Origin of the sequence: Exiguobacterium sp. s64 (assembly GCF_018618035.1) — a bacterium.
GTDB classification, from domain to species: domain Bacteria; phylum Bacillota; class Bacilli; order Exiguobacteriales; family Exiguobacteriaceae; genus Exiguobacterium; species Exiguobacterium mexicanum_A.
Map to the genome: position 1 here is coordinate 15,465 of NZ_JACSLH010000012.1, position 25,438 is coordinate 40,902.

A 25,438-nucleotide genomic window follows, 5' to 3' on the forward strand; every position below is an offset into this window, starting at 1 on the left:
GTCACGTTCTTCTTATTTATCGAGTACTTCGCCCGATTTCGCGACACGAACTTTTTTACCATCGACTACTTTGAAACCAACGCGAGTCGGTTTGCCCGTTTTAGGGTCGAGTGGCATGACGTTCGAGACGTGAATTGGTGCTTCGATTTCAAGGATACCGCCTTGTGGATTCGCTTGTGATGGTTTCGAGTGTTTTTTAATCACGTTGATACCTTCTACGACTACGCGGTTCTTGCTTGGCATAGCTTTGAGGATAACCCCTTGCTTGCCTTTATCTTTACCAGACATTACCTGGACTGTATCGCCTTTTTTAACATGCATCGTTTTGCGCACCTCCTTATAGGATTGAAATTGGAAATTAAAGTACTTCCGGTGCCAACGAAACGATCTTCATGAATTCTTTTTCACGAAGTTCACGTGCAACTGGCCCGAAGATCCGAGTGCCGCGTGGGCTCTTGTCATCTTTGATGATGACTGCTGCGTTCTCATCGAAACGGATGTACGAACCATCTTTACGACGAGCGCCGCGTTTTGTACGAACGACAACTGCTCTGACAACGTCACCTTTTTTAACAACGCCACCTGGTGTTGCTTGTTTTACCGTCGCGACGATGATGTCACCGATGTTGGCAGTCTTACGACCTGAACCACCGAGGACTTTAATTGTCAACAGTTCACGCGCGCCAGAGTTGTCTGCTACTTTCAAGCGAGATTCTTGTTGAATCATGCGAGTGTACCTCCCTCCGGATGTTTATAGATCCGAACTGTTATTAGATGATTACTGATTCTTCTACTACTGTTACGAGACGGAAACGTTTGTCTTTAGAAAGCGGACGTGTTTCCGCGATGCGGACGACATCGCCGATTTTAGCGACATTGTTCTCATCGTGCGCTTTAAATTTCTTCGTGTAGTTTACACGTTTGCCATAAAGCTTATGACGTACTTTTGTTTCAACTGCAACGACGATCGTTTTGTCCATTTTGTCAGACACGACGCGTCCAGTGAGTACTTTACGCTTATTGCGTTCCATGAGTGTTACCTCCTCTTAAAGAATCCGATTAGATTAGCCGTTGTTGATGCCGAGTTCGCGTTCACGAAGAATCGTTTTAGCACGCGCAATCGACTTGCGTACTTCACGGATACGAGCAGGATTCTCAAGCTGACCTGTAGCTAATTGGAAACGAAGGTTAAAGAGTTCTTCTTTCCATTCGCCTACTTTACCGTTGAGCTCTTCAGTTGTTGATTGACGGAGATCAGTTGCTTTCATTCGTATCACCACCATTTTCTTCACGTTTCACGAACTTACATTTCACTGGAAGTTTGTGCGCTGCAAGACGAAGTGCCTCACGTGCAACTTCCTCAGATACACCCGCGATTTCGAACATTACTTTGCCAGGCTTAACTACAGCCACCCAGCCTTCTGGAGCACCTTTACCCGAACCCATTCGGACTTCGAGAGGCTTTTTCGTGTATGGCTTGTGTGGGAAGATCTTGATCCACACTTTACCACCACGTTTCATATAACGTGTCATTGCGATACGTGCTGATTCGATTTGACGGTTTGTGATCCAGCTCGCTTCGAGCGATTGGAGACCGAATTCACCGAAATGTACTGTTGTGCCGCGTTTTGCATTTCCGCGCATTTTACCACGGTGTACACGACGATATTTCACGCGTTTAGGTAACAACATAGTGTGTTGCCTCCTTCCTGAAAGAGTGTTTATTATTCAGCGTTTTTAGCTGTGTTGTTTTTTGTTGGAAGAACTTCACCATGGTACAACCAGACTTTAACTCCGATTTTACCATAAGTTGTGTCAGCTTCAGCTGTTCCGTAATCGATATCGGCACGGAGTGTGTGAAGTGGAACTGTTCCTTCTGAGTACTTCTCTGAACGAGCGATATCAGCGCCACCAAGACGACCAGAAACTTCTGTTTTGATCCCTTTGATGCCAGTGCGCATCGAACGTTGGATTGATTGCTTCATTGCACGACGGAATGACACACGGCCTTCCAATTGACGAGCGATGTTTTCAGCAACAAGTTTAGCGACAGCGTCCGCGTTTTTCACTTCAACAACGTTGATGTGAACACGTTTGCCTTCAGCAAGCTTGATGATGTTTTTGCGGAGTGACTCGATTTCCGAACCACCCTTACCGATAACCATACCTGGTTTCGCAGTGTGAAGCGAAATGTTCACGCGATTTGCAGCGCGTTCGATTTCTACTTTAGAAATACTAGCATCCTTCATTTTGTTTTCGATGTATTCACGAATAACGAAGTCTTCATGAAGGAGATCTGCGTAGTCTTTCTCAGCGTACCAACGCGAATCCCAGTCTTTGATAATACCAACGCGAAGACCGTGCGGATTTACCTTTTGACCCACTACATATCCCTCCTTATTTCTCAGTTACCACGATGTGGATGTGGCTTGTGCGTTTGTTAATACGGCTTGCGCGACCCATCGCACGTGGGCGGAAGCGTTTGAGTGTTGGACCTTCGTTGACGTAGATTTCCGACACCACAAGGTTCTCAATATTCATATCGTAGTTGTGCTCTGCGTTTGCAATCGCTGACTTCAATACTTTTTCAACGATTGGCGACGCTGCCTTGTTCGTGTGAGCAAGGACAGAGAGCGCTTCGCCGACTTGTTTCCCGCGAATTAAGTCTACAACGAGACGTGCTTTGCGAGGAGCAAGACGGACCATATTAGCTGATGCTTTAGCTTGCATGGATTTGACCTCCCCTCAAATTACCGTTTCGTTTTCTTGTCTGATCCGTGACCTTTGTACGTGCGTGTTGGAGCGAATTCACCAAGTTTGTGACCGACCATGTCTTCTGTCACGAATACTGGTACGTGTTTACGACCATCGTGTACACCGAACGTGTGACCCATGAATTCTGGGAAGATTGTCGAGCGACGTGACCAAGTTTTGATGACTTGCTTCTCACCAGATTCGTTGAGTTTGTCAACTTTAGCGAGCAAATGGTGATCTGCGAATGGACCTTTTTTCAAGCTGCGACCCATGATAGAACCTCCCTTTGGAATGATTCGGGAACGGCTCTTTCGAACCGCCCGAGAATCATGTAGTAATTATTTCTTGCGACGACGAAGAATGTACATGTCGCTCGATTTGTTTTTCTTACGAGTTTTAAGACCAAGAGCTGGTTTACCCCAAGGAGTAAGTGGGCCCGAACGACCGATAGGCGCACGACCTTCACCACCACCGTGTGGGTGATCAACCGGGTTCATTACAGAACCACGTACTGTTGGGCGTTTGCCTAACCAACGTGAACGTCCTGCTTTACCGATGTTTACGAGTTCGTGTTCTTCGTTACCAACTGAACCGACTGTCGCGCGGCAAGTGCCGAGGAACAAGCGTGATTCACCTGATTGAAGACGAACGATGACGTACTTGCCGTCACGTCCTTGGATTTGTGCCGATGCACCAGCCGCACGAACAAGCTGACCGCCCTTACCAGGCTTAAGCTCGATGTTGTGGATAGTAGTACCGACAGGGATGTTCACGAGTGGAAGAGCGTTCCCCACTTTGATATCCGCCTCAGGACCAGACATGATTTCCATGCCTACTTTGATGCCCTTAGGAGCGAGGATGTAACGCTTCTCACCATCTGCATAGTTGATGAGGGCGATGTTCGCTGAACGGTTTGGATCGTATTCGATCGTAGCAACGCGTCCGACGATGCCATCTTTGTTACGTTTGAAATCGATGATACGGTATTTGCGTTTGTGCCCGCCACCTTGGTGACGTACAGTCAAACGACCTTGGTTGTTACGACCGCCTTTTTTCGAAAGCTTTTCAGTTAACGATTTTTCAGGACGGTTCGTTGTGATCTCTGCAAAGTCGAGAGATGTCATGTTACGGCGACCGTTAGTGGTCGGCTTAAACTTTTTAATTGCCATCGAGGATTCCCTCCTTTTCTTCTAAGGTAGTAAATTAACCGAGGAAGTCGATTGTGTTGCCTTCAGCAAGGGTTACGATCGCTTTTTTACGACGAGCTGTGTAACCAGAGTGACGACCGACACGTTTCGCTTTCGGTTTCATGTTCATTGTGTTTACCGAAGCAACTTTCACATTGAAGATTGTTTCGATAGCGTACTTCACTTGCGATTTAGTCGCTTTAACGTCGATCTCGAAAACGTATTTGTTAGCTTCCATGAGGCTAACAGAACGCTCAGTGATGATAGGACGTTTGATGATATCGTATGCTTGAGCCATTATGCAAGCACCTCCTCTACCTTCGCAACCGCATCTTTAGTGAAGATGACTTTGTCGTTAGCAACGAGGTCAAGAACGTTAACGCCTGCTGCCTCGATCACAGTCACTCCTGGGATGTTACGAGCTGCGAGAGCGATAGTCTCATTGTAGTCCGCTGTGACTACAAGAGCCTTACGTTCTACTGACAAGCTGTTCAATACAGCAGCCATGTCTTTTGTTTTTGGTGCATCGAAAGCAAGGCCTTCGAGGACGATCATTTCGTTGTTTTTCACTTTCGACGAAAGTGCCGAGAGAAGTGCTAAACGACGAACTTTTTTAGGAAGCTTGTAAGAGTATGAACGTGGTGTTGGACCGAAGACTGTACCACCACCAACCCATTGTGGTGAGCGGATAGAACCTTGGCGCGCACGACCAGTTCCCTTTTGTTTCCATGGTTTACGGCCGCCACCGCGTACTTCCGAGCGACCTTTCGTATCGTGAGTACCTTGACGGCGTGATGCTTGTTGCATGACGATCGCGTCGTAAAGTACTGAGTCGTTAGGCTCGATACCGAAAATGGCTTCTGCCAATTCGATCTCGCCAACTTGTGAACCTGTTTGGTTAAGCAAAGCTACTTTAGGCATTCGTAATTCCTCCTTTCCGTGCAGTTAATTAGTTACCTTTTACCGCTGTTTTGATGATGACGTTCGACTTGCGAGCGCCTGGGATTGCGCCTTTAACGAGTACAAGGCCGCGTTCCGCGTCAACTTTGACAACTTCAAGGTTTTGAATCGTTTTACGCTCGCCACCCATTTGACCAGGAAGAAGCTTCCCTTTAAATACGCGGTTAGGAGCTACAGGACCCATCGAACCAGGACGACGGTGGTAGCGCGAACCGTGAGCCATTGGTCCACGTGATTGTCCGTGACGCTTGATCGCACCTTGGAATCCTTTACCTTTCGATGTACCTGTTACGTCTACTAATTCACCTGCAGCGAAAATGTCCGCCTTGATCTCTTGACCGATTTCGTATCCTTCTACTGAAGTACGAATCTCTTTCATGAAGCGCTTAGGTGTCGCGTTTGCTTTCGCAGCGTGACCTTTTGCCGGTTTGTTTTGACGTGATTCTTTGATGTCGCCGAAACCGAGTTGAACTGCTTCGTAACCGTCTGTTTCAACTGTTTTAAGTTGAAGCACAACGTTCCCTTCGACAGCAACTACTGTTACCGGTACGACTTCGCCTGCTTCGTTGAAGATTTGAGTCATACCAAGTTTTGTTCCTAAGATTCCTTTAGCCATGAGATACACCTCCTGTTTAATAATTATTGTCTCTTCTGGCTAGTATCTACTATATGAAGAATTAAAGTTTGATTTCGATGTCAACACCTGATGGTAATTCGAGGCGCATAAGCGCATCAACCGTTTTTGGTGTTGGGTTAACGATGTCGATCAAGCGTTTGTGTGTACGCATCTCGAACTGCTCACGAGCATCTTTGTACTTGTGAACCGCACGAAGGATCGTGTAGATCGATTTTTCAGTTGGAAGCGGGATTGGTCCCGAAACCTTTGCACCTGAACGCTTCGCAGTATCAACGATTTTCTCAGCTGATTGATCGAGTACGCGATGGTCGTATGCTTTTAAACGAATACGGATTTTTTCATTTGCCATGTAAGTTTCCCTCCTTTGTCGCCTATTTTTAAAAATAGACAGTTCTCCGCGGAAATTTCCACACCGGCCATGGCAAAGCTGCCTGGCGTGTCATAACCTCCCGCTTCATCGCAGCGTGCTTGTGTCAGCAGAGGTATCCGATCATTGCAAATCAACGATTGGACCCGATTTCTGCTGTAAAGTCTCTCACCACTCGCACAAACACTTAATCATTATATCGAATCTACATATGAAATGCAAGATTTGATTTTTAAATTGCGCCGGATGTCTGATGAGTTGTTCAACGTTCACTAATGTAACAAGATTTGAACCCATTTGCAAGCTATTTTCCTTCTTTTGTTGAACTATTTGTTACAAGAACCGCCATGCCAACTCTACCTAGCGTTTCATACGTGCTCCGAAGCGTTCCGTGACGGATTCGATGACCGAGGCGGGGGCTCGTTTCAAGCAGGTTTGGACGATCGTTTCATTCATTGGATGAGTCTCGAAGTATTGCCTTAACCGTTCAAGCTTATCGATACGGTTCATTACCGTATACAGTACGACCCACTCTTCGAGATGCATCCAACTGCCGACCGGTTCAATATATGGATGTGTATAGATTCCATCAGTGCACTTCATCCGAAAACTAGCCATCACATCAATGTCTCCGCCCTCGAACTCATATTCGCCAAAATAGGTCGTTACGTAATCTGGATGAGGCGTCGACTCGACTTTTTTTCCAGCACGGCTCAGCACTTGATCGACTCGCTCGAATTGATCCGGTTCGACAAACACATCCAAGTCGTTCGCCGTTTCAATTATCCCATGATGCTTCAGTAACGTCGACCCACCGAACCGACACGCGATCCCGTTCAGCCGACATAACGTTTCGACTTGCTTCTCCATCTTCGTCTCCCCTTTCGTTCGACATATGTCCCATCTTACCACGTCTTGCCACAAAACAAAAAAGCAGCCCGCAAAATGCGGACTGCTTGAAAGGTCAGTGAATCAATCGATTACTCGATGATTTCAGTTACTGAACCAGCGCCTACTGTACGGCCACCCTCACGGATTGAGAAACGTGTTCCGTCTTCGATCGCGATTGTAGAAATCAATTCGATCGTCAACTCGATGTTGTCTCCTGGCATTACCATTTCAGTACCTTCTGGAAGGTGAACGATACCTGTTACGTCAGTTGTACGGAAGTAGAACTGCGGACGGTAGTTCGCGAAGAATGGCGTGTGACGGCCACCCTCTTCTTTAGAAAGAACGTAGATTGAAGCTTTGAATTTTGAGTGCGGCGTGATTGAACCTGGCTTAGCAAGTACTTGTCCACGCTCGATGTCTTCACGTGATACACCACGGAGAAGAGCACCGATGTTGTCGCCAGCTTCAGCGTAGTCGAGAAGCTTACGGAACATCTCTACACCAGTACATACAGTTTTCTTAGTTTCTTCTGTAAGACCAACGATTTCAACTTCGTCGTTGACGCGGAGAACACCACGCTCAACACGACCAGTCGCTACAGTACCGCGACCAGTGATTGAGAATACGTCCTCAACTGGCATCATGAATTCTTTGTCCGTGTCACGAACTGGCTCAGGGATGTACTCATCAACTGCGTTCATGAGTTCCATGATTTTTTCTTCCCACTGAGCTTCGCCGTTAAGCGCGCCAAGTGCAGAACCTTTGATTACAGGAAGGTCGTCGCCTGGGAAGTCGTACTCAGAAAGAAGTTCACGGATTTCCATTTCAACGAGCTCGAGGAGTTCTTCGTCGTCAACCATGTCAACTTTGTTCATGAATACGACGATGAAAGGAACACCTACTTGACGTGAAAGAAGGATGTGCTCACGTGTTTGTGGCATTGGGCCATCAGTTGCCGAAACAACGAGGATCGCGCCGTCCATTTGTGCAGCACCAGTGATCATGTTTTTAACATAGTCAGCGTGACCTGGGCAGTCAACGTGTGCATAGTGGCGTTTTTCTGTTTCGTACTCGATGTGAGCTGTTGCGATTGTGATACCGCGCTCACGCTCTTCAGGAGCACCATCGATTGCGTCAAACTTTGTAGCTGTTTTCCCTTGTGCTTTTGAAAGTACAGCTGAGATCGCTGCAGTCAAAGTTGTTTTACCGTGGTCGACGTGGCCGATTGTACCAACGTTAACGTGCGGTTTAGAACGGTCGAATTTTTCTTTACCCATTCTAGATTCCTCCTCTATTAGACAATTAGTTTTTTATTTAACTAGGAAGACGTAGGCTACTTTTAACATACGTCCTCCTTAGCTTACAACAATCAATTAAGCGTTACAACCGTTATTAGCCGTTCGCTTTTTTGATGATTTCTTCTGCGATTGACTTCGGTACTTCTTCATAGTGATCGAAGTGCATCGAGTACGTTCCGCGTCCTTGCGTACGTGAACGAAGCGATGTCGCATATCCAAACATTTCTGAAAGTGGAACCATTGCTTTAACGACTTGAGCGTTACCGCGTGCTTCCATACCTTCTACGCGTCCACGGCGTGACGTGACGTCACCCATGATGTCTCCCAAGTATTCTTCTGGGATGACAACTTCAACACGCATCATTGGCTCAAGGATGACAGCTTTCGCTTGATCCTTAAGTTGTTTTACCGCCATCGAAGCAGCAACTTTAAACGCCATCTCGTTCGAGTCGACATCGTGGTACGATCCGAAGACGAGAGCAGCTTTAACGTCAACTACTGGGTAACCCGCGAGGATACCGTTTTCGAGAGCTTCTTCAATCCCGCTTTGAACAGCTGGGACGTATTCACGTGGTACAACACCACCGACGATTTTGTTCTCGAATGCGAATCCAGCGCCTTCTTCGTTCGGCTCGAATTCTACGACAACGTGACCGTACTGACCGCGACCACCTGATTGACGTACGAATTTCGAATCGATCTTCGCAGCGCCACGGATTGTCTCACGGTAAGCAACTTGTGGTGCACCTACGTTAGCTTCTACTTTGAATTCGCGACGCATACGGTCAACGAGGATATCAAGGTGAAGCTCACCCATACCAGAGATGATTGTTTGACCAGTCTCTTGGTTTGTTTCAGTGCGGAAAGTTGGATCCTCTTCTGCGAGTTTCGCGAGAGCTTGACCCATCTTGTCTTGGTCAGCTTTCGATTTAGGCTCGATTGCGACCGAGATAACTGGTTCTGGGAATGTCATTGACTCGAGAACGACGTTGTCTTTCTCTGAGCAAAGCGTATCACCAGTCGTAGTATCTTTAAGACCAACAGCTGCGGCGATGTCACCGGCATATACCATTGGAATTTCTTCACGGCTGTTCGCGTGCATCTGAAGGATACGACCGAGGCGCTCGCGCTTACCTTTAGTCGAGTTCTTCACATACGAACCAGCTTGTGCTGTACCAGAGTACACACGGAAGAATGTCAATTTACCGACGTAAGGGTCAGTCATGACTTTGAACGCAAGTGCCGAGAATGGCGCTTCGTCCGAAGGTTCACGCGTGATTTCTTCTTCTGTATCGAGGTTAACCCCTTTGATTGACTCAACGTCAACTGGTGACGGGAGGTAATCAACAACAGCGTCCAACATCAATTGAACACCTTTGTTTTTGAAGGCCGAACCAACGAGTACAGGGTAGAATTCTACGCTAAGCGTTGCTTTACGAATACCAGCTTTGAGTTCTTCAATTGAGATCTCTTCGCCTTCGAGGTATTTCATCATCAACTCTTCGTTGTAGTCCGCAACCGCTTCGATCAATTGACCACGAAGTTCTTCAGCTTGGTCAGCCATGTCAGCTGGGAAGCCATCGATTACTTCGATGTCAGTACCGAGGTCGTTTGAGTACATGTACGTCTTCATCTCAACGAGGTCAACGATTCCTTTGAATTCGTCTTCCGCGCCAATTGGAAGTTGGATTGGGTGTGCATTTGCTTGGAGACGCTCGTGAAGTGTTTTCACCGAGTACAAGAAGTCCGCACCGATCTTATCCATCTTGTTGACGAATACGACACGTGGAACACCATAAGTCGTCGCTTGACGCCATACAGTTTCTGTTTGTGGTTCAACACCTGACTGTGCGTCAAGTACTGCAACTGCGCCATCAAGTACACGGAGTGAACGTTCAACTTCAACTGTGAAGTCTACGTGTCCAGGTGTATCGATGATGTTTACACGGTGGCCATTCCACTGTGCAGTTGTCGCAGCAGAAGTGATCGTGATTCCACGCTCTTGCTCCTGCTCCATCCAGTCCATTTGTGAAGCTCCTTCATGAGTTTCACCAATTTTGTGGATACGACCTGTGTAATAAAGAATACGTTCAGTTGTTGTCGTTTTACCGGCATCAATGTGAGCCATGATCCCGATGTTACGAGTATTCTTTAGGGAGAATTCTCTTGCCATACTGGGTATTCTCCTTCCGCATGTGTTTTTCGTGTGCTGGCACACGATATGATTATACCCGAAAGCCACTCCATTAAGCCACCGCTTGGTGACGTGGAGTGGACTTTACGTTTAAATTACCAACGATAGTGAGCAAACGCTTTGTTTGCTTCTGCCATCTTATGCATGTCTTCGCGTTTCTTAACTGAAGCACCAGTGTTATTGGCTGCATCCATGATTTCGTTCGCGATACGTTGCTCCATCGTTTTCTCGTTGCGGAGACGAGCGTAGTTCACGAGGTAACGAAGACCAAGTGTCGTACGGCGCTCTGGACGAACTTCAACAGGAACTTGGTAGTTTGCTCCACCGACACGGCGAGCTTTAACTTCAAGTACAGGCATGATGTTGTTCATTGCTTCTTCGAACACTTCCATAGGCTCTTTGCCTGAGCGTTCAGCGATGAGGCCAAATGCGTTGTAAATGATAGTTTGAGCTGTACCTTTTTTACCGTCTAACATGACACGGTTAATGAGGCGAGTTACCAATTTCGAGTTGTAGATCGGATCTGCGATAACGTCACGACGTTCTGCACGGTTTTTACGCATCCGAGTACCCTCCTTTCAAAATTTCAGTAGTTTTTAGTTAGCGAGAATTACTTCTTCGCAGCTTTCGGACGTTTCGTACCGTATTTAGAACGGCCTTGCATACGTCCGTCAACACCTGCAGTGTCAAGCGCACCACGAACGATGTGGTAACGTACCCCTGGTAAGTCTTTTACACGTCCTCCACGGATAAGAACAACGCTGTGCTCTTGAAGGTTGTGGCCAATACCTGGAATGTACGCAGTCACTTCGATTTGGTTAGTCAAACGAACACGAGCATACTTACGTAATGCCGAGTTCGGTTTCTTCGGAGTCATTGTACCAACACGTGTACAAACACCACGTTTCTGTGGCGAGCTCACGTTTGTTTGTGACTTGATGAAACTGTTGTAACCTTTGTTAAGTGCTGGAGAGTCAGATTTAACGACTTTCGATTTACGTCCTTTACGGACTAACTGGTTGATAGTAGGCATCTTTGAAGATCCTCCCTTCCTGAATTATGCTATTTTCTAGACCCACCGACCCGGGTGGTTCATTTAAGGTCATAACGAAACGCTTTTACGAGGCGTAGGCATTCCATGACCTCGCAAAAACGTGAGTTATACCTTGAAAGTGGCAATAATAGCAGCCAAACCTTTCCGGAGAAAGATTGGGTGACGTCCAAGTAGCTTGCCGACTGCTGGACATCGTTGTCATCGACAACAACCGATTGGCGGCACTAAATCATAGTAGCACCGCCAACCCATGCTGTCAAGACGTTTTTATTCTACCGTCGTGTCTTCGAGAACGGCTTTCGTCTCTTCTTCTTTGAGTTCGACATCGCGGTAAACCGGCATCCCAGTACCAGCTGGAACGAGTTTCCCGATGATGACGTTCTCTTTGAGTCCGAGGAGATAGTCGCGCTTACCTTTAATGGCAGCATCCGTCAATACACGAGTCGTTTCTTGGAACGAAGCGGCTGAGAGGAACGAATCTGTCTCAAGCGATGCTTTCGTGATTCCGAGAAGGACCGGTTTCGCTGTTGCCGGGCTCTTGCCATCGCGGAGAGCATCTTTACATGCTTCTTTGAAGACGCTGATGTCGACGAGCGAACCAGGGAGAAGCGGTGTGTCACCAGATTCGATGACTTTAACGCGGCGAAGCATTTGGCGAACCATAACTTCGACGTGCTTATCTCCGATTTCTACCCCTTGCATGCGGTAAACTTTTTGTACTTCTTGGAGAAGATAGTTTTGAACACCAGAGACCCCACGGACGGCGAGCAATTCTTTCGGATCGATCGACCCTTCTGTGAAGACTTCTCCGGCCTCTACCGTATCTCCGATTTGGACACGGAGACGTGCTCCGAACGGAATCGTGTACGTGCGTGTTTCACTGAGTCCTTCGACCGTAAGTTCACGCTTGTCACGCGATTCTGTAAAGTCGATAACCGTACCAGGGATTTCCGAGATGACTGCTTGCCCTTTCGGGTTACGAGCCTCGAATACCTCTTGGATACGCGGAAGACCTTGTGTGATATCATCCCCGGCTACCCCACCTGTGTGGAAGGTACGCATTGTAAGCTGCGTTCCTGGCTCACCGATTGATTGCGCGGCGATGATTCCGACAGCTTCGCCGACTTCAACATTTGAGCCAGTCGCCAAGTTGCGGCCGTAACATTTCTTACATACGCCATGTGACGTGTTACATGTAAAGGCTGTACGGATTTCAACTCGTTCGATTCCAGCGTCGACGATGTCGCGAGCGAGATCTTCGGTAATCAATTGGTTCTTCTCGACCATGACTTCACCCGTTTCCGGATGTGCCACTGTCTCGAACGCTGTACGGCCGACGAGGCGGTCATACAAGTTTTCGATTTCTTCCGTGCCTTCGCGGAGAGCGGCGACGCGGATTCCGCGGTCCGTTCCACAATCTTCTTCACGGATGATGACATCTTGAGCTACGTCTACAAGACGACGCGTCAAGTAACCTGAGTCAGCCGTCTTAAGGGCTGTATCGGCAAGACCTTTACGCGCACCGTGCGTCGAGATGAAGTACTCTTGTACCGTCAGACCTTCACGGAATGAAGATTTGATCGGAAGTTCGATGATGCGGCCAGATGGAGCGGCCATCAAACCACGCATCCCTGCGAGCTGCGTGAAGTTGGACGCGTTACCACGGGCACCTGAGTCAGACATCATGAAAATTGGGTTCAAGCGATTGAGGGATTTCATCAATCGTGATTGAATCTCATCCTTCGCTTCGTTCCAAGAGCGTACAACGCGCTCGTAACGCTCATCTTCAGTGATGAGACCGCGACGGAATGACTTCATGATTTGATCGACTTGAGTTTGCGCTTCATCAAGGATCTCTTGTTTGTCCGGAAGAACGATGATATCAGCGATTCCGACCGTCACACCGGCTTTCGTCGAGTGTTTAAAGCCGAGATCTTTCATCCGGTCAAGCATGCGGCTTGTTTCAGTCGTTTCGAACTTCTGGAACACTTCCGCGATGACTTTTCCAAGGAATCCTTTTTTGAACGGCTCAACCAAAGGACGTGAGGCGATTTCTTCCGCCACGTTGGCACCTTTGTCGATGAAGTACTTGTCAGGCGTTGCTTCCTGCAAGTTTTCCATCGTCGGCTCGTTCAAGTATGGGAACGTGTTCGGCAAGATCTCGTTAAAGATCATCTTACCGACCGTTGTGATCAACAATTTCTCGTTTTGCTCATCTGTGAACGTCGGGTTGTTGAGCGTGCGTGCTGGAAGAGCGACACGTGTATGCAAGTGGACATAGCCATTTTGATACGCGATGAGCGCTTCGTTCACGTTCGACAAAATTTTCCCTTGTCCGACGGCATCGTCGCGTTCAAGCGAGATGTAGTAGTTACCGAGGACCATATCCTGCGATGGTGTAACAACTGGTTTTCCGTCTTTCGGGTTCAAGATGTTTTGCGCTGCGAGCATGAGAAGACGAGCTTCCGCTTGTGCTTCAGCAGAAAGTGGGACGTGAACCGCCATTTGGTCACCATCGAAGTCGGCGTTATAAGCCGTACATACGAGCGGGTGAAGGCGAATCGCGCGACCTTCGACGAGAATCGGTTCGAAAGCTTGAATCCCTAGGCGGTGAAGCGTTGGGGCACGGTTCAAGAGAACCGGATGCTCACGAATGACTTCTTCGAGGACGCCCCAGATTTCTGGTTGCATCTTCTCAATCTTACGTTTGGCGTTCTTGATGTTCGACGCGATGCCGCGACCGACAAGTTCTTTCATCACGAACGGTTTGAAGAGTTCAAGGGCCATCTCTTTCGGGAGACCACATTGGTACATCTTCAAGTTTGGACCAACGACGATAACCGAACGTCCTGAATAGTCGACCCGTTTACCAAGAAGGTTTTGACGGAAACGACCTTGTTTCCCTTTCAACATGTGTGAAAGTGATTTCAATGGACGGTTACCTGGACCTGTTACCGGACGACCACGACGACCGTTGTCGATGAGGGCGTCAACCGCTTCTTGAAGCATACGCTTCTCGTTTTGCACGATGATGTTCGGCGCGCCGAGATCGAGCAAACGTTTAAGACGGTTGTTCCGGTTGATGACTCGACGATACAAATCGTTCAAGTCAGATGTCGCAAAGCGTCCACCGTCGAGCTGCACCATCGGGCGAAGCTCAGGCGGAATGACAGGAAGTACTTCGAGGATCATCCAATCTGGATCATTGCCTGATGTGAAGAATGCATCGAGCACTTCAAGGCGTTTAATCGCACGTGTACGACGCTGACCTTGAACTGTCTTCAATTCTTCGCGGAGTTCTCCGACTTCCTTCTCGAGTTGTACGTCTTGAAGGAGTGTCCGGATCGCTTCCGCACCCATGTCTGCTTTGAAGTCACTACCGTATTTTTCACGGTAGAGACGATATTCTTTTTCCGAGAGAAGTTGTTTCTTCTCGAGCGGAGTGTCACCTGGCTCCGTCACGACGTACGACGCGAAGTAGATCACTTCTTCGAGTGCACGTGGTGACATGTCGAGAACAAGCCCCATTCGGCTTGGAATCCCTTTGAAGTACCAGATGTGCGAAACTGGTGCCGCGAGCTCGATATGGCCCATACGCTCGCGACGCACTTTCGCTTTCGTCACTTCAACGCCACAGCGGTCACAAATGACTCCTTTATAACGGATCCGTTTGTACTTTCCGCAGTAACATTCCCAGTCTTTCGTAGGACCGAAGATTCGTTCACAGAACAATCCGTCCTTCTCTGGTTTGAGTGTACGATAGTTGATCGTTTCCGGCTTTTTGACTTCCCCGTAAGACCACGAACGGATCTTCTCAGGTGAAGCCAAGCCGATTTTCATATATTCAAATCGATTAACATCTACCAAGGGGCCGACCTCCCTTTTCGCCTTATTCCTCTTCCGTAACAGTCGGTTGAACGACTTGTTCTAACGCCGATGTTGCGTTCGGGATGTTGTCGTCATCTTCATCTTTCATTTCAACTTCTTCATCGTCCGCAGACATCATCTTGACTTCCATACCGAGCGCTTGGAGCTCTTTGATCAAGACGCGGAACGACTCAGGAACGCCCGCTTTCGGAACGCTCTCACCTTTCACGATGGCCTCGTATGCTTTCACACGGCCAACCGTGTCATCCGACTTGATTGTAAGGATCTCTTGGAGCGTGTAGGCTGCGCCGTACGCTTCAAGTGCCCATACTTCCATCTCACCGAAACGCTGTCCACCGAACTGTGCTTTACCACCGAGCGGTTGTTGTGTGACGAGCGAGTATGGTCCTGTCGAACGAGCGTGAAGTTTATCATCAACCATGTGCGCGAGTTTGATCATATACATGACACCGACCGAGACGCGGTTATCGAACGCTTCACCAGTACGACCGTCATAGAGACGAGTCTTGGCATCTTTGTCCATTCCAGCTTCTTCAATCGTTGCCCATACGTCTTCCTCACGCGCACCATCGAATACAGGTGTCGCCACTTTGATGCCGAGCTTTTTAGCCGCCATTCCAAGGTGGAGTTCGAGTACCTGACCGATGTTCATCCGTGATGGTACACCTAGTGGGTTAAGCATGATGTCAATCGGTGTGCCGTCCGGCATGTATGGCATGTCTTCTTCAGGGAGGATCCGCGAGATAACACCTTTGTTACCGTGACGTCCCGCCATCTTATCCCCTTCGTGAATCTTACGTTTTTGAACGATGTAGACACGAACCATTTGGTTCACGCCTGGTGAGAGTTCGTCACCGTTTTCACGATCGAACACTTTGACGTCCAAGATGATGCCGTCGCCGCCGTTTGGTACACGGAGTGACGTATCACGGACTTCACGTGCTTTCTCACCGAAGATCGCGTGCAAGAGACGCTCTTCCGCCGTCAATTCAGTCACGCCTTTAGGCGTTACTTTACCGACGAGGATATCGCCATCCTTGACTTCCGCACCGATGCGGATGATTCCACGATCGTCCAAGTTGCGAAGCGCGTCATCGCCGACGTTTGGAATATCACGTGTGATTTCCTCAGGTCCGAGTTTCGTGTCGCGTGATTCTGACTCGTACTCTTCGATATGAATCGATGTGTACACGTCATCTTTCACGAGACGCTCACTCATGATGATCGCATCCTCATAGTTGTAACCGTCCCATGTCATGAAGGCGACAACGACGTTACGGCCGAGCGCGAGCTCACCCATATCCATCGATGGACCGTCAGCAAGGATTTCTCCTTTTTCGACACGGTCGCCAGCAGCGATGATCGGCTTCTGGTTGTAGCATGTCCCTTGGTTCGAACGGACATACTTTTGAAGTTTGTAGCGGTCAAGATCACCCGACACCTCAGAACCATTCACGTCAGACGTGCGGCGGACCAAGATTTCGCGCGCTGTGACACGCTCGACGACACCTGGGAATTTCGCGATAATCGCGGCTCCAGAGTCTTTCGCTGACACGTACTCCATCCCAGTACCGATAATCGGTGAATCAGGTTGGAGAAGCGGTACAGCTTGACGTTGCATGTTCGCTCCCATGAGGGCACGGTTCGAGTCATCGTTCTCGAGGAACGGGATACATGCCGTCGCGGCAGAAACAACCTGTTTCGGCGAAACGTCCATGTAATCGACTCGGTTTGGCTCAACTGACAAGTTTTGTCCGCGGAAACGGCAAAGGACTTGTTCGTTGGCGAAACCGCCTTCTTCTGTGAGTGGCATGTTCGCCTGGGCGACGACGTAGAGATCTTCTTCATCCGCCGTCATATATTGAATCTCGCTCGTGACGAGACCTGTTTCTGGGTCGACTCGACGGTACGGTGCTTCGATGAAGCCGTACTCGTTTACTTTCGCATAAGACGAAAGCGAGTTGATGAGACCGATGTTCGGTCCTTCTGGTGTTTCGATTGGACACATCCGACCGTAGTGCGAATAGTGAACATCTCGAACTTCGAAACCGGCACGCTCACGTGTCAAACCACCCGGTCCAAGTGCAGAGAGACGACGCTTGTGCGTGAGCTCTGCGAGCGGGTTTGTTTGGTCCATGAACTGTGACAACTGCGAGCTACCAAAGAACTCTTTTAGCGACGCGATTACCGGGCGAATGTTGATGAGTGCCTGTGGTGTGATCGCATTTTGATCTTGAATCGACATCCGCTCTTTAACAACACGTTCCATACGAGAAAGCCCGATCCGGAATTGGTTTTGGAGAAGTTCTCCGACTGAACGAAGACGACGGTTTCCTAGGTGGTCGATGTCATCTGTTGTTCCGACTTCGTGTAGCAAGTTAAAGAAGTAGTTGATCGATGCGATGATATCAGCCGGCGTGATGTGTTTCACGCTGCGGTCGATATTGCCGTTACCGATAATGTTCAAGATACGCTCTCCATCTGGGTCATCTGGTGAGATAACTTTAATCGATTGAAGACCGAACGGTTCACCTTCAGCGACGCCGCCTGTCGGCTCAGCATCCATATAACCGAGGCCGTTTTCCAAATGTGGAAGAACGCGGTCAAGGTTGCGACGATCGAGGATTGTTCCAGCTTCAGCGATGACTTCGCCTGTTTCTGGGTCAACGAGCGTCTCGGCCAATTTTTGACCGAAGAGACGGTTTTTAAGATGAAGTTTTTTGTTCATCTTGTAGCGACCGACGTTTGCAAGGTCATAACGTTTTGGGTCGAAGAAACGAGATACGAGAAGTGACTTCGCGTTCTCAACCGTTGGTGGTTCACCAGGGCGGAGACGTTCGTAAATTTCGATCAACGCTTTTTCTGTTGATTCTGTATTATCTTTTTCAAGGGTATTGCGAAGATATTCATCATCCCCGAGAAGGTCGATAATCTCTTGGTCCGTACCGAATCCGAGGGCACGCAACAACACTGTTACCGGGATCTTACGGGTACGGTCGATACGAACGTAAACGATATCTTTGGCATCTGTCTCAAGTTCGAGCCATGCACCGCGGTTCGGAATGACTGTCGCACCGAAACCACGCTTACCGTTTTTATCGAGTTTGGCGTTGTAATAAACGCTCGGCGAACGAACAAGCTGGGAAACGATAACGCGTTCTGCACCGTTAATGATAAATGTTCCCGATTCTGTCATGAGTGGGAAATCTCCCATGAACACTTCTTGTTCTTTGAGCTCACCTGTTTCTTTGTTTTGTAGACGTACTTTTACGCGCAATGGCGCAGAGTAAGTAACGTCTCGCTCCTTCGATTCATCAATCGAATACTTCGGCTCACTGAGCGAATAATCGATGAACTCGAGCACAAGGTTTCCAGTGAAGTCGGAGATTGGCGAAATGTCCGTAAACATCTCTTTCAATCCTTCACGTAAGAACCACTCGTAAGAAGCAGTTTGAATTTCAATCAAATTCGGAAGCTCTAATACCTCACTGATACGGGCAAAGCTTCTTCTCTGACGGTGACGACCGTACTGAACAAGTTGACCAGTCAACTGATTCACCTCTCAGACCCCCAATTCTCTATCGAATTTTTCGGGCGTAATAATCGAACATTGTCATTGAATGTCGTCTCTTTTCCGCGTCTAAAAAGCGGCAAACGCGGCAGTTCAAGGCGAATTCCATTCCAATGGCATTTTATAATGTTAGCATATACGTTATAGCGAGTCAACAAGACTTCACCGTTTGTCAAGAGCGAATTGCTCGGAAAATGAAATAGCCTTTTTCTTTCACAACCGTCTCGATTTGACCAAACACATCTTCAAGCAACTTCTTGGCAGAAGGCGCTCCTTGTTTCTTTTGGATGACGACATAGAGCGCTCCACCTACGACGAGATGCGCATGCGCGCCTCGCAGAATCGTGTGGACCACTTGCTTTCCGGCCCGAATTGGCGGATTGGTCACGATTGCGGCGAACTGTTCGTCACCGACCGCGTCGTAAACGTGGCTGAGCCGCGTCTCGATCGTCACTCCGTTCTGGGCGGCGTTTTGCTCTGACAAGGCAAGCGCTCGCTCGTTCACGTCGACGAGGAGTGCTTCACGCCCAGAGGCGTCGGCAAGCGAGATCCCCATCGGACCGTAGCCACAGCCCACATCTAAAATGCGCCCTTCGACGTCAGGCACTTCAAATGATTCGATTAAGAGACGTGACCCAAAATCGACCGATCCTTTCGAGAACACGCCGCGGTCCGAGGTGAAGCGATATGTCTTCCCTCGCAACTCGTACGTCCATGTCTCAGGGGCACTTTTCGAACTAGGGTCGTTCGTATAGTAATGATCTCCCATGCATTGAACCTCCTAACCCACTCTTCAAGGAAATAAAAGAAGCTCGCCATAGCGAGCTTCTATAGATTGTGAAGTAAAAGTTGGATTACTTAACTTCGACAGTTGCGCCAGCTTCTTCAAGCTTAGCTTTGACTGCGTCTGCGTCTTCTTTAGAAACGCCTTCTTTGACTGGAGCCGGAGTTCCGTCAACGAGTGCTTTCGCTTCTTTAAGACCGAGGCCTGTAAGTTCACGAACTGCTTTGATGACGTTGATTTTACCAGCGCCAGCGTTTGTGAGGATTACGTCGAATTCAGTTTGCTCTTCAGCTGCTGCTGCGCCTGCACCTGCAACTGCTACTGGAGCTGCTGCTGATACGCCGAATTCTTCTTCGATTGTTTTTACGAGTTCGTTAAGTTCGAGAACCGTCATTGATTTGAGGTCTTCGATGAATTGCTCTTTGTTGAAAGCCATTATGGTTTTCCTCCTTTGATATTGTAAAGATTGGTTTTGGTTACGCTACGAGACAAAAATTAAGCAGTTTGCTCTTCTTTTTGTTCTGCGATTGCGTTTGTTGCGACTGCGAGCCCACGGATTGGAGCTTGAAGGACGCTGAGAAGCATCGAGAGAAGACCATCGCGTGATGGAAGTTCTGCAAGGGCTTTAACTTCTTCGAGTGAACTTACTTTGCCTTCGATGATTCCGCCTTTCAATTCGAGCGCTTTGTGCTCTTTCGAGAAGTCGTTCAAGATCTTCGCAGGGGCAACAACGTCTTCGTTAGAGAAGGCGATTGCTGTAGGACCTGTGAAGACTTCGTCAAGACCTTCGAAGTTCGACTGAACTGCCGCGCGGCGAAGAAGACCGTTTTTGTATACTTTGAACTCGATTCCAGCGTCACGGAGTGATTTACGGAGTGTAGTCACTTCTTCAACTGTAAGTCCACGGTAGTCAACAACGATTGTTCCGACGCTCGCTTGCATTTTTTCAGCGATCTCATCGACGAGTGCCGATTTTTGAGATACGATTTTTTCGCTTGCCATGTGTTTGCACCTCCTAGTCAATTCTTATACCGGACGAGAGGCTGCTCTCCAAAAAGAAATCCCTCGTATGAAGACATACGAGGGCGTAATTGTTTGAAAGTAAACCTGTGACAACAGGCTCAAGTTCGAGCAAAGACACCTCGGAAGGGTTTACGGACCGATGTCCACCTTCTGTCTACGGTAATCCAACATATTCAGTTGAACGTGTATTACTTTAACAGCGGTATCACACGTTGTCAACAGTTTATTTCAAGTAGATTACTTGATGAAGTCGGCAGTCGCGACACGGATTCCAGGACCCATTGTCGAAGAAAGCGCGATGTTTTTAAGGTAAGTTCCTTTTGCAGTAGCAGGCTTCACTTTCATGAGTGTCTCGATGATTGTCTCGATGTTCTCAGAGAGTTTTGTTGCTTCAAATGACTTCTTACCAACTGGTACGTGGATGTTACCGGCTTTATCAACGCGGTATTCTACTTTACCAGCTTTGATGTCCGCGATTGCTTTCGCAACGTCGAACGTGACTGTGCCTGTTTTCGGGTTAGGCATGAGGCCTTTTGGTCCGAGAACGCGACCAAGTTTACCAACTTCACCCATCATGTCAGGTGTCGCAACGATTACATCGAAGTCGAACCATCCTTGTTGGATTTTAGTGATGAACTCAGAGTCACCGACGTAGTCAGCGCCAGCCGCTTCAGCTTCTTTAACTTTTTCGCCTTTTGCGAAGACGAGAACTTTTTGTGTTTTACCAGTACCGTGTGGAAGTACGACGGCACCGCGGATTTGTTGGTCCGCTTTCTTCGGATCTACGCCGAGACGGACAGCAACTTCGATTGTTTCATCGAATTTAGCAGTAGCTGTTTTCTGAACGAGTTCAACGGCCTCAGCGAGTTCGTATGACTTCATGCGGTCAACAAGCTTAGCTGCTTCTTGGTGTTTTTTACCCATGATTCTTTTCCTCCTTGTGGTTAGCGGAATTTCCTCCCACATAATGAAGGGATTGAAGGTGAGCATAATATTCACCGACAATCCCAGAGACTAATAAATTAGTCTTCGATTACAATACCCATACTACGCGCAGTACCTTCAACCATAAGCATCGCTGTTTCAACAGACGACGCGTTAAGGTCAGGCATTTTAAGTTCAGCGATTTCGCGAACTTTATCACGCTTAACCGTTGCTACCTTCTTACGGTTTGGTTCACCAGAACCGCTCTCGATACCAGCAGCTTTCTTCAAAAGAACTGCAGCTGGTGGAGTTTTCGTAATGAATGTAAACGAACGATCTTCGTATACCGTAATGACTACAGGAATAATCAATCCGGCTTGGTCTTGTGTACGAGCGTTGAACTCTTTACAGAATCCCATGATGTTAACACCTGCTTGACCAAGTGCTGGACCTACTGGTGGTGCTGGGTTAGCTTTACCAGCTGGGATTTGAAGTTTAACGAGTTTAGTAACTTTTTTCGCCACGAGACACACCTCCTTAAGTCTAAAATGTGGTTTCTTGGACGTTGTGCGCCCTCCCACTCAATCTATTAGGTCGAGTTTGTACCGAAATATAGCACAACATCAAACATTTCCGATTGTACCATCCGCTTCCGAGAATGGCAAGTGGGTATTAGTTAATTTTCTGAACTTGTTCGAAATCAAGCTCAATTTTTGTTTCACGGCCGAACATGTCAACGACAACTTTGAGCTTCTCTTTATCGGCTTCGATTTCATCAATCGTTCCTTCAAAGTTCTCAAATGCGCCTTCTTTGACACGGACGAGGTCGCCGAGTTCGTAGTTGTAACGATCTTTCTTCTCGATGAGACCCATCTGTGACAAGACGTTCGTCACTTCGTCCGGTTGAAGCGGGATCGGCTTGGCGCCGCCGCCCGTTGAACCGAGGAAGCCGGTGACGTTCGGCGTGTTCCGCACGACATACCACGAGTCGTCAGTCATGACCATCTCGACGAAGACGTAACCTGGGAAGCTCTTCACTTCTTTTTCTTTAATCTTCTTCTCGCCACTCTTGAGCGTGACTTCTTCTTGCGTTGTTTCAGTCGGAACGAGGACGCGGAAAATTTTATCTTCCATGTTCATCGAACCGATCCGACGTTCTAGGTTTTCTTTGACGTTGTTTTCAAATCCAGAATACGTCTGGACAACAAACCATTGTTTCTCCACGGCTTTCACCTCTTTCCTTAGTTGATTAATAGGTTGACGAGATAGCTGACACCAGTATCTACGCCGAACACGAACAGGCCGATCACGACGACCGTCGCGATGACCGTGATGGTATATTTTGTGAGCTCTTTACGAGTCGGCCAACTCGTTTTCTTTAACTCTTTCCATACATCGCGCAAAAAGTTCATGGTAGCTTCCTCCTACGTTGAATGCCAATCTACATTACTTCGATTCTCGGTGTGTCGTATGCGCATTGCAACGCCGACAGAACTTTTTCAGCTCGAGCCGTGTCGTCACGTCATCTTGTTTCATGGTCGAATAACCGCTCGACCCGCAATCCGAACACGCGAGACTTACTTTCTTTGCCATTCATGAGCGCCCCTTTCGACAGCTCTCCTATAAAAAAGAGCGAAAAAAAAACGCCTCCTGTAAATGGCGTCTACGGACAAGGCGCTGCCTTAAAAGTATCACATAGGAGGCGTGCGGTCAATATCGGTTAGCTCGTCATCGTTTTGACGTCGACATGCCGCTCAAACTTTTTCTTCACGCGCTGTAACGCGTTGTCAATCGATTTCACATGACGGTCGAGGTCGTCCGAGATTTCTTGGTACGAACGGCCATCCAAATAAAGACGCAACACTTTTCGTTCCAAGTCACTCAGGAGCTCTTCCATCTTTTCTTCCATGAATAGTTGTTCTTCTCGCGTCACGAGCAAATCCTGCGGGTCCGTCGGATGCGGCGGCAAGATGACATCGAGCAGTGTCCGATCCGACTCGTCGTCAAAGATTGGCTTGTCGAGCGAGACGTAAGAATTGAGCGGGATATGCTTTTGACGGGTCGCCGTTTTGATGGCAGTGATCATTTGACGGGTGATGCACATCTCGGCAAAACTTTTAAACGAGGCGAGCCGCTCATCGCGGTAATCCCGGACACCTTTATACAGACCGATCATGCCTTCTTGCACGATGTCCTCGTGATCGGCACCGATCAAAAAGTAAGACCTTGCCTTCGCCCGGACGAAATATCGGTAACGTTCAATCAAAAACTCAAGAGCGTCGCTATCCCCCTCATTACGCGCAAGAAAGACCAGCTCTTCGTCGGACATGCTTTCGAATTGCTCGTATGGCCATCCGTTCATGTTTCATACCCCCCGGCGATTGATGAACTTATGTAAGTTTGTGCTCTCATTATAGGCGTCGGTTAAAACAACCGTCAAATAAAATTCTAAAAATTCCGTCAATTACATATCGTGTAACTCATACATCTATTAGTATACAACATTTCTTTCCAAATAAATGTCAAATTAAAAACAAAAGACGAGTCCATTTGATGAACTCGTCTGTGATATCCTTCACCGCCTCATTTACGACGGCGTATTTCTTCCAATCGGGCTCTTATGTCTGGTGAAAGGTCAATCGTTTTTCGATTCGACCGATCCTGCTCGAGTGCCGACCGTTCTTTTTCGATCAACACCTGGGCGTGCTTCCAATCCTTCAGTAACTCATTGGCAGGAACCCGGAGCGCTCCTTGTCCGAAGATAACCCACTGTTCGGTGAAGTCGTTCGTCGCGACAAACAACGTCACGAGCCGATCATCGACAAGGGCGTGCGCACGGCGTTCAATCCATTCATCCGCCGTCTCGTTTTCTTTCGTATAGACGACCGCGACACGACTCTGATTCGCTTTCGATTCCCGCCCGTATCGCATATGGGCATCGAAGACGATTGTCACTTCGCGACCCGTGACCGCTTGGTACTCGGCCATCGCTTCAATCAAATCGTTTCGTGCTTTCTCAAAATCGATGTCTCGCAGCTTTCGAAGGTGCGGCCATGCGCCAATAATGTTATATCCATCCACGAGGAGCAATTCCCGTTTCTTGATGCTCATGACAATGGGTTACGTGAGCGATGCACTTCATACAAGAGAAGCGCGGCCGCGACCGAGGCGTTCAGCGATGTGACGTGACCGACCATCGGCATGTGGACGAGGAAGTCACACGATTCGCGTACGAGGCGGCTCATCCCTTTACCTTCACTACCGATGACAACGACGAGCGGCATGTTCCCATCGAGGCGACGATAATCTTGGCTCTCGCTCGCGTCTGTCCCGACAACCCATAGTCCTTTCTCTTTCAGTTCTTCAAGCGTCCGCGTCAAGTTTGTGACGCGTGCGACCGGAATGTACTCGATTGCGCCTGTCGAAGCTTTCGCCACCGTCTGCGTCAAACCGACCGAGCGGCGCTTCGGAATGATAATCCCGTGCGCCCCGACCGCATCCGCTGTCCGTAAAATCGAACCCAGGTTATGCGGGTCTTCGAGTTCATCGAGCAGAATGAACAACGGCGTTTCTCCTTTTGACTCGGCAAGGGCGAACATATCTTCAATCGACTTATATTCGTAGGCGGCGACCGCGGCGACAACACCTTGGTGATGTTCGCTACCGGCCATTTTCTCGAGTTTCGTTTTCGGGACGAACGAGACTTGAACCGATGCCTCGTTGGCCATGCCGATGATTTGAGCGAGCGGCCCCTTCTGTTGCCCTTCCATAATAAAGACCTTGTTCATATCGCGACCGCTCCGGAGCGCTTCCATCACCGGGTTGCGCCCGTAAAGGAAGTCGATTCCTTCCTCGAGCACGTCGACTTCTTGATAGTCTGGTCGTTCTAGTTTTTGGCGCTTCGGT

Annotated in this window: 31 protein-coding genes and 1 other annotated feature; all 31 genes read right to left on the reverse strand. The window is 48.4% G+C overall.

Translation table 11 applies throughout. The annotated features are described in order from the left end of the window. Positions 1-12: 12 nt before the first annotated feature. The gene (gene rplX, locus KNP64_RS13435; RefSeq protein ID WP_021066612.1) at positions 13-321 is read right to left on the reverse strand and encodes a 50S ribosomal protein L24; all 309 of its coding nucleotides are present in this window, start codon (positions 319-321) and stop codon (positions 13-15) included. A 37-nt stretch (positions 322-358) separates the two neighbouring features. Beyond that, entirely contained in the window at positions 359-727 is a 369-nt protein-coding gene (gene rplN, locus KNP64_RS13440) for a 50S ribosomal protein L14 (protein WP_012727667.1), read from the reverse strand. Between the two features lie 43 nt (positions 728-770). After that, positions 771-1,031: a 30S ribosomal protein S17 gene (rpsQ, locus tag KNP64_RS13445; protein WP_021066611.1), complete on the reverse strand. Its 261-nt coding sequence runs from the start codon at positions 1,029-1,031 to the stop codon at positions 771-773. A gap of 33 nt (positions 1,032-1,064) precedes the next feature. Then, positions 1,065-1,268 (reverse strand): 50S ribosomal protein L29, encoded by a 204-nt coding sequence (rpmC, locus tag KNP64_RS13450; protein ID WP_012727669.1) that lies wholly within the window; start codon positions 1,266-1,268, stop codon positions 1,065-1,067. Beyond that, positions 1,255-1,692: a 50S ribosomal protein L16 gene (rplP, locus tag KNP64_RS13455; RefSeq protein ID WP_016508922.1), complete on the reverse strand. Its 438-nt coding sequence runs from the start codon at positions 1,690-1,692 to the stop codon at positions 1,255-1,257. Before rplP ends, rpmC begins: the two co-directional genes overlap by 14 nt. Before the next feature lie 32 nt (positions 1,693-1,724). Then, entirely contained in the window at positions 1,725-2,384 is a 660-nt protein-coding gene (gene rpsC / locus KNP64_RS13460) for a 30S ribosomal protein S3 (protein WP_128124031.1), read from the reverse strand. 13 nt (positions 2,385-2,397) lie between these two features. Beyond that, positions 2,398-2,730 carry a 50S ribosomal protein L22 gene (gene rplV, locus KNP64_RS13465; protein WP_034781699.1) on the reverse strand — a complete coding sequence of 111 codons (333 nt, stop codon included), beginning with the start codon at positions 2,728-2,730 and terminating at the stop codon, positions 2,398-2,400. 20 nt (positions 2,731-2,750) lie between these two features. Next, on the reverse strand, positions 2,751-3,026 hold the full coding sequence (rpsS, locus tag KNP64_RS13470) for a 30S ribosomal protein S19 (protein ID WP_012727673.1): 276 nt from the start codon (positions 3,024-3,026) through the stop codon (positions 2,751-2,753). Positions 3,027-3,092: 66 nt separating this feature from the next. Then, on the reverse strand, positions 3,093-3,923 hold the full coding sequence (gene rplB, locus KNP64_RS13475) for a 50S ribosomal protein L2 (protein ID WP_034781701.1): 831 nt from the start codon (positions 3,921-3,923) through the stop codon (positions 3,093-3,095). A gap of 34 nt (positions 3,924-3,957) precedes the next feature. Beyond that, entirely contained in the window at positions 3,958-4,239 is a 282-nt protein-coding gene (gene rplW, locus KNP64_RS13480) for a 50S ribosomal protein L23 (RefSeq protein ID WP_034781704.1), read from the reverse strand. Continuing rightward, the gene (gene rplD / locus KNP64_RS13485; RefSeq protein ID WP_034781706.1) at positions 4,239-4,862 is read right to left on the reverse strand and encodes a 50S ribosomal protein L4; all 624 of its coding nucleotides are present in this window, start codon (positions 4,860-4,862) and stop codon (positions 4,239-4,241) included. The genes rplW and rplD overlap by 1 nt, the downstream gene beginning before the upstream one ends. A gap of 28 nt (positions 4,863-4,890) precedes the next feature. Next, positions 4,891-5,517: a 50S ribosomal protein L3 gene (rplC, locus tag KNP64_RS13490; RefSeq protein WP_034781707.1), complete on the reverse strand. Its 627-nt coding sequence runs from the start codon at positions 5,515-5,517 to the stop codon at positions 4,891-4,893. Positions 5,518-5,578: 61 nt separating this feature from the next. Then, positions 5,579-5,887, reverse strand: a complete 309-nt coding sequence (gene rpsJ, locus KNP64_RS13495) for a 30S ribosomal protein S10 (RefSeq protein WP_012727678.1) — start codon at positions 5,885-5,887, stop codon at positions 5,579-5,581. Positions 5,888-6,265: 378 nt separating this feature from the next. Beyond that, entirely contained in the window at positions 6,266-6,775 is a 510-nt protein-coding gene (locus tag KNP64_RS13500; protein WP_214712652.1) for a nucleotidyltransferase family protein, read from the reverse strand. A 110-nt stretch (positions 6,776-6,885) separates the two neighbouring features. Continuing rightward, positions 6,886-8,073, reverse strand: a complete 1,188-nt coding sequence (gene tuf, locus KNP64_RS13505; RefSeq protein WP_131437953.1) for an elongation factor Tu — start codon at positions 8,071-8,073, stop codon at positions 6,886-6,888. A gap of 115 nt (positions 8,074-8,188) precedes the next feature. Beyond that, the gene (gene fusA / locus KNP64_RS13510; RefSeq protein ID WP_214709845.1) at positions 8,189-10,267 is read right to left on the reverse strand and encodes an elongation factor G; all 2,079 of its coding nucleotides are present in this window, start codon (positions 10,265-10,267) and stop codon (positions 8,189-8,191) included. 116 nt (positions 10,268-10,383) lie between these two features. After that, on the reverse strand, positions 10,384-10,851 hold the full coding sequence (gene rpsG / locus KNP64_RS13515; RefSeq protein ID WP_021066600.1) for a 30S ribosomal protein S7: 468 nt from the start codon (positions 10,849-10,851) through the stop codon (positions 10,384-10,386). A gap of 47 nt (positions 10,852-10,898) precedes the next feature. Then, on the reverse strand, positions 10,899-11,321 hold the full coding sequence (gene rpsL, locus KNP64_RS13520) for a 30S ribosomal protein S12 (RefSeq protein WP_012727683.1): 423 nt from the start codon (positions 11,319-11,321) through the stop codon (positions 10,899-10,901). A gap of 288 nt (positions 11,322-11,609) precedes the next feature. Further along, on the reverse strand, positions 11,610-15,209 hold the full coding sequence (gene rpoC / locus KNP64_RS13525; protein ID WP_138858562.1) for a DNA-directed RNA polymerase subunit beta': 3,600 nt from the start codon (positions 15,207-15,209) through the stop codon (positions 11,610-11,612). A gap of 22 nt (positions 15,210-15,231) precedes the next feature. Then, positions 15,232-18,780 carry a DNA-directed RNA polymerase subunit beta gene (gene rpoB, locus KNP64_RS13530; protein WP_034781750.1) on the reverse strand — a complete coding sequence of 1,183 codons (3,549 nt, stop codon included), beginning with the start codon at positions 18,778-18,780 and terminating at the stop codon, positions 15,232-15,234. 193 nt (positions 18,781-18,973) lie between these two features. Further along, a complete protein-coding gene (locus KNP64_RS13535; protein WP_214793945.1) occupies positions 18,974-19,570 on the reverse strand; it encodes a class I SAM-dependent methyltransferase in 597 nt (198 codons plus the stop codon). Positions 19,571-19,655: 85 nt separating this feature from the next. Further along, entirely contained in the window at positions 19,656-20,021 is a 366-nt protein-coding gene (rplL, locus tag KNP64_RS13540; RefSeq protein WP_024372175.1) for a 50S ribosomal protein L7/L12, read from the reverse strand. Positions 20,022-20,080: 59 nt separating this feature from the next. Next, positions 20,081-20,587, reverse strand: coding sequence for a 50S ribosomal protein L10 (gene rplJ, locus KNP64_RS13545; RefSeq protein ID WP_138858561.1), 507 nt, complete (start codon positions 20,585-20,587; stop codon positions 20,081-20,083). Between the two features lie 45 nt (positions 20,588-20,632). Next, positions 20,633-20,786, reverse strand: a sequence feature (ribosomal protein L10 leader region). A 59-nt stretch (positions 20,787-20,845) separates the two neighbouring features. Beyond that, the gene (gene rplA / locus KNP64_RS13550; protein ID WP_034781720.1) at positions 20,846-21,532 is read right to left on the reverse strand and encodes a 50S ribosomal protein L1; all 687 of its coding nucleotides are present in this window, start codon (positions 21,530-21,532) and stop codon (positions 20,846-20,848) included. Positions 21,533-21,630: 98 nt separating this feature from the next. Beyond that, positions 21,631-22,056, reverse strand: a complete 426-nt coding sequence (gene rplK / locus KNP64_RS13555) for a 50S ribosomal protein L11 (RefSeq protein ID WP_021066593.1) — start codon at positions 22,054-22,056, stop codon at positions 21,631-21,633. Between the two features lie 148 nt (positions 22,057-22,204). Further along, positions 22,205-22,756 carry a transcription termination/antitermination protein NusG gene (gene nusG, locus KNP64_RS13560; RefSeq protein ID WP_034781725.1) on the reverse strand — a complete coding sequence of 184 codons (552 nt, stop codon included), beginning with the start codon at positions 22,754-22,756 and terminating at the stop codon, positions 22,205-22,207. A 17-nt stretch (positions 22,757-22,773) separates the two neighbouring features. Further along, positions 22,774-22,944, reverse strand: coding sequence for a preprotein translocase subunit SecE (gene secE, locus KNP64_RS13565; protein ID WP_012727692.1), 171 nt, complete (start codon positions 22,942-22,944; stop codon positions 22,774-22,776). 34 nt (positions 22,945-22,978) lie between these two features. After that, the gene (gene rpmG / locus KNP64_RS13570; protein ID WP_034781727.1) at positions 22,979-23,125 is read right to left on the reverse strand and encodes a 50S ribosomal protein L33; all 147 of its coding nucleotides are present in this window, start codon (positions 23,123-23,125) and stop codon (positions 22,979-22,981) included. Between the two features lie 127 nt (positions 23,126-23,252). Further along, complete coding sequence (gene sigH / locus KNP64_RS13575) at positions 23,253-23,894, reverse strand: RNA polymerase sporulation sigma factor SigH (RefSeq protein WP_034781729.1); 642 nt, start codon at positions 23,892-23,894, stop codon at positions 23,253-23,255. Between the two features lie 221 nt (positions 23,895-24,115). Further along, positions 24,116-24,643: a YacP-like NYN domain-containing protein gene (locus KNP64_RS13580; protein ID WP_034781731.1), complete on the reverse strand. Its 528-nt coding sequence runs from the start codon at positions 24,641-24,643 to the stop codon at positions 24,116-24,118. Further along, positions 24,640-25,392, reverse strand: a complete 753-nt coding sequence (gene rlmB / locus KNP64_RS13585) for a 23S rRNA (guanosine(2251)-2'-O)-methyltransferase RlmB (RefSeq protein WP_034781752.1) — start codon at positions 25,390-25,392, stop codon at positions 24,640-24,642. Before rlmB ends, KNP64_RS13580 begins: the two co-directional genes overlap by 4 nt. Positions 25,393-25,438: the final 46 nt, after the last annotated feature.